This window comes from Streptomyces sp. NPDC051940, from assembly GCF_040680895.1.
Classification (GTDB): domain Bacteria; phylum Actinomycetota; class Actinomycetes; order Streptomycetales; family Streptomycetaceae; genus Streptomyces.
Map to the genome: position 1 here is coordinate 73,394 of NZ_JBFAXR010000021.1, position 10,843 is coordinate 84,236.

At 72.9% G+C, this 10,843-nt stretch carries 12 protein-coding genes; 7 read left to right on the plus strand and 5 right to left on the minus strand.

What is annotated here, in order from left to right; translation table 11 throughout:
- Positions 1 to 48: 48 nt before the first annotated feature.
- From AB0M28_RS11720 to AB0M28_RS11735, 4 genes are all read right to left on the minus strand, one after another.
- Positions 49 to 1,365: a DUF6596 domain-containing protein gene (locus tag AB0M28_RS11720; RefSeq protein ID WP_365401638.1), complete on the minus strand. Its 1,317-nt coding sequence runs from the start codon at positions 1,363 to 1,365 to the stop codon at positions 49 to 51.
- A complete protein-coding gene (locus AB0M28_RS11725; protein ID WP_365401641.1) occupies positions 1,362 to 1,712 on the minus strand; it encodes a YciI family protein in 351 nt (116 codons plus the stop codon). The genes AB0M28_RS11720 and AB0M28_RS11725 overlap by 4 nt, the downstream gene beginning before the upstream one ends.
- A 137-nt stretch (positions 1,713 to 1,849) precedes the next feature.
- Positions 1,850 to 2,131, minus strand: coding sequence for a hypothetical protein (locus AB0M28_RS11730; protein WP_365401644.1), 282 nt, complete (start codon positions 2,129 to 2,131; stop codon positions 1,850 to 1,852).
- Positions 2,132 to 2,307: 176 nt separating this feature from the next.
- Positions 2,308 to 2,997, minus strand: coding sequence for an MBL fold metallo-hydrolase (locus tag AB0M28_RS11735; RefSeq protein ID WP_365401646.1), 690 nt, complete (start codon positions 2,995 to 2,997; stop codon positions 2,308 to 2,310).
- Between the two features lie 139 nt (positions 2,998 to 3,136).
- Here AB0M28_RS11735 and AB0M28_RS11740 point away from each other — a divergent pair, with 139 nt between their 5' ends.
- The 7 genes from AB0M28_RS11740 to AB0M28_RS11770 all read left to right on the plus strand — a co-directional run bounded on the left by AB0M28_RS11740 (position 3,137) and on the right by AB0M28_RS11770 (position 9,896).
- Positions 3,137 to 3,934 (plus strand): SGNH/GDSL hydrolase family protein, encoded by a 798-nt coding sequence (locus tag AB0M28_RS11740; RefSeq protein ID WP_365401649.1) that lies wholly within the window; start codon positions 3,137 to 3,139, stop codon positions 3,932 to 3,934.
- Positions 3,935 to 3,999: 65 nt separating this feature from the next.
- Entirely contained in the window at positions 4,000 to 5,391 is a 1,392-nt protein-coding gene (locus AB0M28_RS11745; protein WP_365401652.1) for an amidase, read from the plus strand.
- A gap of 199 nt (positions 5,392 to 5,590) precedes the next feature.
- Positions 5,591 to 7,114, plus strand: coding sequence for an ATP-binding protein (locus AB0M28_RS11750; RefSeq protein ID WP_365401655.1), 1,524 nt, complete (start codon positions 5,591 to 5,593; stop codon positions 7,112 to 7,114).
- Positions 7,115 to 7,134: 20 nt separating this feature from the next.
- Positions 7,135 to 7,527: a roadblock/LC7 domain-containing protein gene (locus AB0M28_RS11755; protein WP_365401673.1), complete on the plus strand. Its 393-nt coding sequence runs from the start codon at positions 7,135 to 7,137 to the stop codon at positions 7,525 to 7,527.
- Complete coding sequence (locus AB0M28_RS11760) at positions 7,524 to 7,877, plus strand: DUF742 domain-containing protein (protein WP_365401658.1); 354 nt, start codon at positions 7,524 to 7,526, stop codon at positions 7,875 to 7,877. Before AB0M28_RS11755 ends, AB0M28_RS11760 begins: the two co-directional genes overlap by 4 nt.
- Complete coding sequence (locus AB0M28_RS11765; protein WP_365401661.1) at positions 7,858 to 8,478, plus strand: ATP/GTP-binding protein; 621 nt, start codon at positions 7,858 to 7,860, stop codon at positions 8,476 to 8,478. Before AB0M28_RS11760 ends, AB0M28_RS11765 begins: the two co-directional genes overlap by 20 nt.
- Positions 8,475 to 9,896, plus strand: a complete 1,422-nt coding sequence (locus AB0M28_RS11770; protein ID WP_365401664.1) for a cytochrome P450 — start codon at positions 8,475 to 8,477, stop codon at positions 9,894 to 9,896. The genes AB0M28_RS11765 and AB0M28_RS11770 overlap by 4 nt, the downstream gene beginning before the upstream one ends.
- Positions 9,897 to 9,979: 83 nt before the next feature.
- On the opposite strand, the gene AB0M28_RS11775 is transcribed toward AB0M28_RS11770, so the two are convergent.
- Entirely contained in the window at positions 9,980 to 10,669 is a 690-nt protein-coding gene (locus AB0M28_RS11775) for a hypothetical protein (protein WP_365401667.1), read from the minus strand.
- Between the last annotated feature and the right edge of the window lie 174 nt (positions 10,670 to 10,843).

Here is a 10,843-nt window from a genome sequence, read left to right on the forward strand (position 1 = left end):
ACAGTGTCAGTGTGACAGTGTCAAGAGGCGAATCCAAGACCGGCCCCGTCACGCGCCCAGCCCCTCCCGCGCGGCCCGCAGAAACGCCCGCTCCGCCTCGTTCCCCGCCCGCGCGATCGCCGCCGTGTACGCCTCGGCCGCCTCCTCGTCCCGCCCCAGCCGCCGCAGCAGATCCGCCCGTACGGCATGGAACGCGTGGTACTCACCCAGCCCGGCCCCCGAAGCCAGCCCCGACCCCGACTCCGCCCCCAGCTCCACCACCGCCTCCAGCGCCGCTTCCGCACCCTCCACCTCCGCCAGCGCCACCGCCCGGTTCAGCGCCGCCACCGGCGTGGGTGCCACCGCCAGCAACTGGTCGTACAGCCGCAGCACCTGCCCCCAGTCCGTCTCCGCCGCCGTCGGCGCGTCGCAGTGCACCGCCTGGATCGCCGCCTGGATCTGGTACGGCCCGGGCCGTCCCCGGCGCAGGCACTCCCGGACCAGGTCCTGGCCCTCGTTGATCAGCGCGCGGTCCCAGCGGCTCCGGTCCTGGGCCGACAGCGGTACGAGGGCGCCGTCCGTACCGGTACGGGCGGGGCGCCGGGCAGCGATGAGCAGCATCAGGGCGAGCAGTCCCCGCGCCTCCGGCTCGTCCGGCATCAGCGCGGTGAGCAGCCGGGCCAGCCGCAGTGCCTCCGCGCACAGGTCGTCGCGCACCAGCGCGGCGCCCGAACTCGCCGTATAGCCCTCGTTGAAGATCAGGTACAGGACGGCGAGCACCCCGCGCAGCCGGTCGGGCAGATCGGCCTCCCGGGGCACCCGGTACGGGATCCCCGCGTCCCGGATCTTCCGTTTGGCCCGCACCACCCGCTGGGCCATCGTCGCCTCGGGGACCAGGAAGGCCCGCGCGATCTCGGCGGTGGTGAGCCCGCCCAGCAGCCGCAGCGTCAGCGCGACCTGGGCGCCCGTCGCCAGGGCCGGGTGGCAGCAGGTGAAGACCAGCCGGAGCCGGTCGTCCGGCACGGCGCCCACGGCGTCCCCCTCGTCGAACTCATCGATCCCACTGGCCCAACCAGCCCCACCGGCCGCATCACCGCCGCCGCCCGCGACTCCCCACACCAGCGCGGCCCGCACCTGCTTGTCCCTCCCCACCGCCTCGCGCCGCAGCCGGTCGACGGCCCGGTTGCGCGCGGTGGTGATGATCCAGCCGACCGGGCTCGGCGGCAGCCCCGTGCGCGGCCACTTCTCCACCGCCGTCGTGAACGCGTCCTGCACCGCCTCCTCCGCGAGGTCGATGTCGCCGAAGGCGCGCACGAGCACGGCGACCGCGCGCCCGTACTCCGTACGGAACACGCGGTCGATCTCCGCGGCGGAGGGCCCGGTCACGCCTCGCCCTGGAACGGCCGCACCTCGACGGGCAGCGTGGTGGCCCGGGCCAGCCGGCCGCCCCATTCGAGGGCGGCGTCCAGGTCGGGCGCCTTGATGATCGTGAACCCGCCGAGGAACTCCTTGGCCTCCGCGAACGGGCCGTCCGTGGCCAGTACGTCGCCGCTGTCGGACGCCCGCAGTACGGTCGCCGTCTCCGGATCGTGCAGTCCGCCCGCGAACACCCACGCGCCGGCCGCCCTGAGGTCCGCGTTGAGCGCGTCGAGCGCACGGACGACGGGCTCCAGCACCTCGGGCGGGGGAGGACCGCCGGCGGGCTGGTAGATGCTGAGCAGGTAGTGCTTCATGGTGGGGCTCCCCGGTGTCGCGGCCGGCCTCGTGCCGGCCTCTCACCCTCTACACGAACGGACCCCCGCGGAATCGACACCGACGCGCCGGAAAGGTCCCAGCCGGAGGAACCCCGACGGCGGTCACGAGCGACGCCTCACTGCCCCCGCAGCTCCCGCGCCTGCCGCTTCAGGTTGTGCAGGGCGAGCAGCACCGCGCCGAGGTCGTCGAGGTACACCGGGTCCGGCAGCACGTCCACGGGCCAGAAGAAGTAGACGACAGCGGCGTAGAACCAGAGCTTCGCGCTCCCGGGCACGCTCTCGTCGCGCAGCTCCCGCCACACCCGGAACAGCCGCCGCAGCGCCACGATCCCGGCGATCAGTGTGACGAGCGCCGCGGCGCCCAGCGCCACCAGCGTGATCGTCGTGAGATCGTCCATCGCTCAAACCCTCGCCGTCAGCCGAACCCTCGCCCGCCACCCCGCGCGGCGGTCCCTCCACGGTACGTGCGAGCCGGACGTCACTCCGTCGGCTCGCCGAAGGCAGTCCGGGTACCCCGCCGGGCGGCCGGCTCACTCAACGCCGGGCAGCCGCTTACTCAACGCCGGGCGCCCGCTCACTCCGCCGGCGGCCGCCACGGCGGGCTGTGGCTGTCGACGTACCAGTCGAAACCCTCCGCCACCAACCCCTCGACCAGCGCCCGGTCGATGTCGTCCCCCGGCTCGCGCAGATGGTACGGGGGCGGGTAGAAGCAGTCGCCGAGGAGGAGGACGCCCGAGTCGGGTACGGCGACGACCGTCGAGTCCGGCGCGTGCCGGCCGCCCACATGCCGTACCACCACTCCGGACACGGGCTCGATCCGGTCGGCGAACGTGCGGGTCGGCGGGCGCACGGTGAACGCGTCCCAGTCGGACACCGCCCGCGCGCGGGCCGTGAAGCTCGGCTTCAGTCGCGGTTCGGCAGCGATCTGCTCGCGGAGGTACGAATCTCCCCACGGCCGCGCCGCCTCCGCGGTGAGCAGCGGGAGCGCGGACTCGTGCGCGATCACCTCGTCGACGTCCCAGGCGCAGGCGCCCCACGTGTGGTCCCAGTGGTGGTGGGTGTAGACCAGGCGGCGCGCGGGCGGCAGGCCCGACTGCCGGATCGCCGCGGCCACTTCGCGTGCGTGGTCCGGGCTCTGGCCGGCGTCCACCACCGTGCTGCCCGCTTCGCCGTCGGTGATGACGGTGACGCACGGGCGCACGCGGTCCGGATCCGGGTCGGCGGGGAGGATCCAGACCCTTCCGGCCACGTGCTGCAGCGTCATCCGGTCAGTGTCCCAGGAAACCGGTGACGGGGTGTCAAAGGGGTTCACCCAACGGCCCTTTGGGGTTGGCATGGACACGCGTAGACATGGGTAAAGCCTTGTTACCTGTGAGTTAACAGACTCTCACCAAGGGGGTTCCATGAGAACGTCCCGCCCGGTCAGCGCCGTGCTCGGACTGCTGCTCACCGTCACCGCGGTCCTGCTCGGCACCTCCGAGGCGCAAGCCGCCGGAGACAACTACGTCGCACTCGGCGACTCGTACTCCTCCGGCGTGGGCGCCGGTTCGTACGACTCCGCCAGCGGCAGCTGCAAACGCAGCACCAAGGCGTACCCGGTGCTCTGGAAGAACGCCAACGCGCCTGCCTCCTTCAACTTCACCGCCTGCTCCGGCGCGAAGACCACGGACGTCATCAACAACCAGCTGGGGCCGCTGAACTCGGCCACCACGCTGGTGTCGATCAGCATCGGCGGCAACGACGCCGGTTTCTCGGACGCGATGACCACCTGCGTCCTGCAGGGCACCACGGCCTGCGTCAACCGCATCAACGAGGCCAAGGCGTACATCAACAACACGCTGCCCGGCCGCCTCGACACCGTGTACAGCGCCATCCGCAGCCGTGCCCCGTCCGCCCACGTGGTCGTGCTGGGCTACCCGCGCTTCTACAAGATCGACGGGAGCTGCATCGTCGGGCTGAGCGAGACCTCCCGCGTCGCCATCAACAGCGCCGCGGACCTGCTGAGCGACGTCACCGCCAAGAAGGTCGCCGACCACGGCTTCACCTACGGCGACGTCCGCGGCACGTTCACCGGGCACGAGATCTGCTCGGGCGACGCCTGGCTGCACAGCGTCAACTGGCTCAACATCGGGGAGTCGTACCACCCGACCGCCTCCGGGCAGTCGGGCGGCTACTACCCGGTGCTCGAAGCCAGGCACTGAGCACCGCGGAAGCCGAGCCGCGCGGCCCCCTTGGCCGCGCGGCCACCCGCGTCGATACTGGCGCGATGAGCGCTCTCCCGCAGGTGTACGCCGCCGCCGACGACGCCCTCGGCGCCCACGACGCCGTGGCGCTCGCCGCGCTGGTCCGGCGCGGCGAGGTGTCCGCCGCCGAACTGGCCGAGGCGGCCCTGCGCCGGGTCGAGCGCGTCGACGGCGAACTGGACGCCGTGGCCGCCCGCCTGCCGCACCCCGCGCTCCAGGACACCGGCCCGCTGGCCGGCGTGCCGACGTACGTCAAGGACAACACCGACTACCGCGGACTGCCCACCGGCCACGGCAGCGCCGCCTTCACCGCCCGCCCCGCCCGCCGGCACGCCCCCTTCACCCGGCAGTTCCTCAGCACGGGGATGACGGTGCTGGGCAAGACCCGGCTGCCGGAGTTCGGCTTCAACGCCAGCACCGAGTACGCCGAGGAGCCCCCGGTGCGCAACCCCTGGGACCCCACCCGCTCGCCCGGCGGCTCCTCCGGAGGCAGCGCCGCCCTGGTGGCCTCGGGAGCCGTTCCTCTCGCGCACGCCAACGACGGCGGCGGCTCCATCCGCATCCCCGCCGCCTGCTGCGGACTGGTCGGACTGAAGCCCACCCGAGGCCGGATGGTGCCCAGCGAGCAGGGCCGCAGGCTGCCCATCGACGTCGTCTGCGACGGGGTGCTGACCCGCACCGTACGGGACACCGCCGCCTTCCTCGCCGCCGCCGAGGAGTACCGGGCCGGCCCCGGGATGCCCGCCGTCGGCCTGGTCGAGGGACCCGCGAAGCAGCGGCTGCGGATCGGCCTCGTCCTGGACTCCCCGACCGGCGCCGTCACGGACGACGAGACACGCGCCGCCGTCACGGCCACCGCCGAGCAGCTGGAGAAGCTCGGGCACACCGTCGAGCCGGTCCGCCTGGAGCTCGACCCGCGGTTCGAGGCCGACTTCCTCACCTACTGGGGGATGCTCGCGTTCCTGTGCGGGGCCGGCGGGCGGCTGGCCTTCGACCGGCACTTCGACGCCCGCCGCATGGACGGGCTGAGCCAGGGCCTGCGCGCCCGCTACCGCCGCAGGCTGGCCACCACCCCGGCGGTGCTGCGCCGGCTGCGGCGCGCGGCGCGGGAGTGCACGGCCCGCTCCCTCGCCGGACGCGACCTCGTCCTCTCGCCGGTGCTCGCCCACACCACCCCGCTCCTGGGCCGGCTGAGCCCGAACGTCCCGTACGACGAACTCGTCCGCCGTCTCACCGCGTACGTCGCCTTCACCCCGCTCGCCAACGTGGCCGGCACCCCGGCGCTGTCCCTTCCCGGCGGTTTCACCCGTACGGGGCTGCCGGTCGGCGTGATGCTGTCGGCCGCGCACGGGGATGAACGCACCCTCCTCGAGACCGGGTTCGAGCTGGAGGCCGCGCGCCCCTGGCTGCCGTGAGGCCCCCGCGGCGGGCGCCGCGCGGAACGGGTGGCTCCGGGCCCGTCGCGCCCCTGGCGAAGCGGGCGTAACTCTCCTCCTTACCATCTGAGTTGTCGTTCCGGTGAATATGCCAAGAAGGCTCACGCAGTCCATCGCGAAGGACTACGCTGCGTGCCTGTTCACCCGCCTCGATATATCGAGCCAGCTGAGGATGCCGATGGAGCCCACAGGTCCGGCCCCCGGAGACCGGCGCGCCGCTGCCGTCTCGCCGTGGGTGATACCCCCCGCCGCCGTCGCACTGGGCACACTGATCGCCGTGCTCGCCACCGGATCCGGGGGCCGTACGGCCGTCGGCTGGACCGGAGGGTTCGCCACCCTGGTGGTGGCCCTGGTGTCCCTGGTGGTCGACCAGCGCAGCCGGACCCTGGCCGCGCTCCGGGCCGAGCACGCCGGACAGGAGGCCGCGGCGCGCCGCCGTCTCACGCAGCACGAGGCGGAGACGGCGCGGCTCGCAGCCCTGCTGCCGGAGGCGGTGCAGCGGCTGCAGAAGGGTGAGTTCGCGGAGGACATCCTGGAGGGCGTGCGCTACGACCCGGCGCTCGCCCCCGAGTTCCGCGCCGCGCACGAGGCGGCTCTGCGTGCCGTCGTCGACGCCATCCAGAACGCCGAGGACCTGCGCGAGTCCGCCGAGCGCGGCTTCGTGAACATCGCCCGCCGGGTGCAGGCCATCATCCACCAGCAGGCCCAGAGCCTGCGGGAGATGGAGCAGCGCCACGGGCAGGACCACGCGGTCTTCGCCGACCTGCTCAAACTCGACCACGGCACGGCCCTGGTGGGCCGGCTCGCCGACTCGATCGCCGTGCTCGGCGGCGACCGCCCGGGCCGCCAGTGGGGCAAGTCGGTGCCGCTGTACAGCGTGCTGCGCGGCGCCATGTCCCGGATCATCGACTACCAGCGCGTCGAGCTGCACCCCGTCTCCGAGGTCGCCGTCGTCGGCCCGGCCGTGGAGCCGCTCATCCACGCGCTCGCCGAACTGCTGGACAACGCCACCCGCTACTCGCCGCCGCAGACCAAAGTGCACCTGACCGCCGTCGAGGTGCAGTCGGGTATCGCGATCGAGATCGAGGACGGTGGCGTGGGCCTCAGCGAGGAGGCGCATGACCGCGCGGAGCGCATGCTGCGCGAGGCCCAGGCCGGTATCGACCTGCACGACCTCGGTGAGACCCCGCGGCTGGGCCTGGCCGTCGTCGGCCGCCTGGCCCAGGCGTACGACCTGACGGTGTCGCTGCGCTCCTCGGCGTACGGCGGTGTCCGCGCGGTGCTCATTGTCCCGCAGGCCCTGGTCACCGCGACGCCCGCGACCGGCGCCGCGCACGGCATCGGCACCGCCTCCGGCCCCCGGCCGCTGGAGGAGGCGGGCAGCGGACGGCGGCGCAAGCCCGGCCCGCAGGCGTCGCCGCCCGTGGAGGCCGGCGTCGACCCGTCGGCGAACGGACTGCCGCAGCGGCGCCGGCGCAGCGCGGTGGCCGCCCCGGCGACCGACACGACAGAGCCGTCTCCGGCGGCCGGCACCGCGGCCCCGGCCGCGACGGCCACTGCCCCACAGCCGGACGAGACCAGCGAGCCGGGGCTGTGGCTGGGGGAGTTCACCGACGCTCTGGCCGGCAGGGACCAGGCACCCGACGTGCCTGCCCAGCAGAGCGGCGACGAGTCAACGGACGAGCGCGACAAGAGGGAGTAACCGTGGTGCGTCGAGCGGACATGGACTGGATGCTCAAGGACCTCGCCGAGAGCGTGCCGCAGACCCGCCACGTCGTCGTGCTGTCGTCGGACGGCCTGCGCATAGCGCAGCACGACACCGAGCCGGACACGGCCGACCGCCTCGCGGCGGCCTGCGCGGGCCTGCAGAGCCTCGCCCGGTCGATCTCCGACGTCTTCCCGGGGAGCACCCGGCAGTTGAAGATGATCGTGATCGAGGTCGGCGGCGGGTTCTTCTATCTGATGGCCGCCGGTTCGGGCGCCTATCTCGCCGTCGCCGCCGACGAAGGCGTCGACGCGGGCCTGATGGGCCGCCGGATGCGGGACCTCGTGGCCCGGATCGGCGCGCATCTGACGAGCCCACCGCGCAGCACCGTTGACGGATCGGCCATATGAGCGACGAGGATCACGCATGGCACGAAGCAGGACCTGAAAGGCTGTACGTGATCACCGGCGGCCGTACGGGGGAGGCCGCCAAGGAACCACTCGACCTGGTCACGCTGGTGATCGCGCGGGCCGGGCCCGCGCACGGGATGCCACCGGAGCAGGCGGCGATCCTGCGGCTGTGCGCAGCGCCGATCTCGGTCGCCGAGATCGGCGCGTACCTCCAGCTGCCCTTCAGCGTGGTCAGTGTGCTTCTCGGCGACCTGCTCGACGAGGAACTCGTCGTGACCCGGTCGACCGTGCCCCCCGTCGCCGACATGGGACTCATCGAGGAAGTCATCCATGGGCTCGAACAGCTTTGAGCAGGTGGCCGGTCCGCGGCCGCAGGACGTGCTGCCGGACTCGGCCAGCGTCGCCGTGAAGATAGTCGTGGTCGGCGGCTTCGGGGTGGGCAAGACCACCCTCGTCGGCGCGGTCAGCGAGATCGAGCCGCTGACCACCGAGGAGACCATGACCCAGGCCGGGGCCGGGGTCGACGACCTGTTCGGGGTGGAGGAGAAGGACGCGACCACCGTCGCCATGGACTTCGGACGGATCAGCCTCAACGACCGGCTGGTGCTCTATCTCTTCGGCACCCCGGGCCAGCAGCGCTTCTGGTTCCTGTGGAACGGCCTGTTCGACGGAGCGCTCGGCGCGGTCGTGCTGGTCGACACCCGGCGGCTGGAGGCGTCCTTCGACGTACTGGGCCGGCTGGAGGAGGGAGGGGTGCCGTTCGTCGTGGCGGTCAACAAGTTCCCCTCGTCGCCGCGGCACTCCCTCGAAGACGTCCGGCGGGCCCTCGATCTGCCCGCCGGCACCCCCGTCATCGACGCGGACGTACGCCGGCGCGAGGCCGGCAAGGACATTCTCCTGACGCTGCTGCGTCATCTGCACACGCTCGCTCAGCCCTTGGAGGCAAGGTGACCGCGACCCCGCAAGAGTCCACCGGCAGTGTCCCCGCGCCACCTCCCGGGTGCCCGGCACACGGCCTGTCCACCGAAGGGCTGGCCCGGCTGTACGGCCCGGAGGCGGAGGACAACGCCACGGCCCTGTACGAGAAGCTGCGCGCCGAACACGGCGGCGTGGCGCCCGTCCTGGTGCAGGGCGACGTGCCGGCCTGGCTCGTCCTCGGCTACCGGGAGAACCTCGACGTCACGCGCAACCCCACCCGCTTCGCCCGGGACTCGCGGCTGTGGCGCGAGGCCCGCGAGGGCCGGGTGGCCATCGACAACCCGCTGCTGCCGATCACCATGTGGCAGCCGATGTGCGCGTTCCTCGACGGCGAGGAGCACAAGCGGCTGCGTTCGGCGGTCACCGACACGATGAAGCGGATGGACCGCCGCGGCATCCGCCGCTATGTGACGCGGTACGCGGGCCAGCTCATCGACGACTTCGCGGAGCGCGGCCGGGCCGACCTCGTGGAGGACTTCGCCGGCGTACTGCCCATGCTGGTGATGACCAAGCTGGTGGGCATGGCCGACTCCTACGGGCCGCAGCTGCTGGCGGCCGCCCGCGACATGGTGAAGGCGTCGGAGACGGCGATCGCCAGCAACGCGTTCATCGTCGACACGCTGCGCACCCTGGTCGCCGCCAAGAAGGAGACCCCCGGGGACGACTTCGCCAGCTGGCTCATCGGGCACGAGTCGCATCTGACGGACGACGAACTGGTCGAGCACCTGCGGCTGGTGCTGATCGCGGCGTACTCGACCACCGCCAACCTGATCGCCAACACCCTCCATATGGTGCTCACCGACCGCCGCTTCCGCGGCAGTCTGGCGGGCGGCCACATGACGCTGCCGGACGCGCTGGAGCAGGTGCTGTGGGACGCGCCCCCGTTCACCGCGGTGTACGGGCGCTGGGCGACGGGTGACACGGAGCTCGCCGGGCACCGCATCAAGGAGGGCGACATGCTGGTGCTCGGCCTCGCCGCCGGCAACACCGACCCGGCGATCCGGCCCGACCTGGCGATGCCCGTCCACGGCAACCGCTCGCACCTGGCGTTCAGCGGCGGCCCGCACGAGTGCCCCGGCCAGGACATCGGCCGTGCCATCGCCGACACCGGCATAGACGCGCTGCTCGCCCGGCTTCCGGATGTGCGGCTGGCCGTCGACGAGACCGAGCTGCGCTGGCGTACGTCCCTGCTGTCACGCGATCTGATCGCGCTGCCGGTCGAGTTCACCCCGATGGACCCGGCGGTGGTCGGCAACGCGAAGGCCGCCCACACGGAGCCGGCCCCCTCGTCCGACCGGCTCCCGGCGGTCATCGACGAGCCCGCCCCGCCGGTACGGACGGCCCGGCCGTCGTGGTGGCAGGCGCTGGTGCGCTGGGTGAAGGGGGCGTAGCGGGCGCGGGTGCGGGGGCTCGGTGAGACCCCGCACCTTCACCGGGGCCGGACGTGCGGTGTCCCCTCTCATGGGGACCACCTTCACCAGCGCGGCCTGCGGTGTCCCTCCCACCAGGTGATCAGCTCGTCACTGCTGCCGGGAGTGGCGGGGGCCACCGCCATCGCCACCACGTAGCCCTGCGGGCCGTCGCCGAAGTCCTCGGACCCGCGCCGGAACGACCACATGACGACGGGATACTCGGCCCAGAAATAGCGCTCCACGCGGCCCTGGGTGGTGCGAGCCGGCCCGCTCTCCACGGTGGCCGGGCTCCACCAGGCGTCCAGGGCGTAGTCCTGGGCAGTGGCGTCGCCCTCGTCCTCGTTGAACCGCACCGCGAACAGTGTGCTGTTCAGGAAGTCGTCGGCCCGCGCCTGTGAGGTGAAGCTGAAGTACATCAGATGGTCGACCTCGGCGAAGCCGTCGTCCAGCCGGAGGGAGGCGGCGGGCATGCTCAGGTCGAGGTACTCGAGGGTCTCCAGCCCCGGGTCGACCTCGCCGCACCGGTGCGGGTCGGCCGTGACCCAGTCGCACAGCGCGGTGGCGCTGGTGCCGGGAGGCGAGGGCTCCGCGCTGGGGCTCCGGCCGGCGTCCGGCGTCGCGGGCGTCGTACCGGCCGATGCGGTGGGCCCGTTGTCCGCGCGGACCTCGTGGTCCCGGTCGAGGCCGATCACGAGCGTGAGGATCACGGCGGCGAGCCCCGTGAGCGAGCCCAGCGCCGTCCAGAAGATCATCCACGGGCTGTGACCGGGCCCGCCCGGTGTGGGTCGTGTGGCGCCCACGTACCTCCCCCGTCCGCTTGGCCACTGCCGACATCCGTCCCGTCAGTGTACGGGGTGTCAGGAACACGATGAACGGCGCGCGTCGGCCGGCGCGGGGGGTGCGCCGAGTGCCAGGACACCGGCAAG

Excerpts from the sequence above, each read along its gene's own strand:
- AB0M28_RS11730 (WP_365401644.1), bottom strand. The coding sequence starts at position 2,131 with ATGGACGATCTCACGACGATCACGCTGGTGGCGCTGGGCGCCGCGGCG.
- AB0M28_RS11750 (WP_365401655.1), top strand. The coding sequence starts at position 5,591 with ATGGAGCCCACAGGTCCGGCCCCCGGAGACCGGCGCGCCGCTGCCGTC.
- AB0M28_RS11765 (WP_365401661.1), top strand. The coding sequence starts at position 7,858 with ATGGGCTCGAACAGCTTTGAGCAGGTGGCCGGTCCGCGGCCGCAGGAC.
- AB0M28_RS11740 (WP_365401649.1), top strand. The coding sequence starts at position 3,137 with ATGAGAACGTCCCGCCCGGTCAGCGCCGTGCTCGGACTGCTGCTCACC.
- AB0M28_RS11760 (WP_365401658.1), top strand. The coding sequence starts at position 7,524 with ATGAGCGACGAGGATCACGCATGGCACGAAGCAGGACCTGAAAGGCTG.
- AB0M28_RS11745 (WP_365401652.1), top strand. The coding sequence starts at position 4,000 with ATGAGCGCTCTCCCGCAGGTGTACGCCGCCGCCGACGACGCCCTCGGC.
- AB0M28_RS11755 (WP_365401673.1), top strand. The coding sequence starts at position 7,135 with ATGGACTGGATGCTCAAGGACCTCGCCGAGAGCGTGCCGCAGACCCGC.
- AB0M28_RS11775 (WP_365401667.1), bottom strand. The coding sequence starts at position 10,669 with ATGATCTTCTGGACGGCGCTGGGCTCGCTCACGGGGCTCGCCGCCGTG.
- AB0M28_RS11735 (WP_365401646.1), bottom strand. The coding sequence starts at position 2,997 with ATGACGCTGCAGCACGTGGCCGGAAGGGTCTGGATCCTCCCCGCCGAC.
- AB0M28_RS11725 (WP_365401641.1), bottom strand. The coding sequence starts at position 1,712 with ATGAAGCACTACCTGCTCAGCATCTACCAGCCCGCCGGCGGTCCTCCC.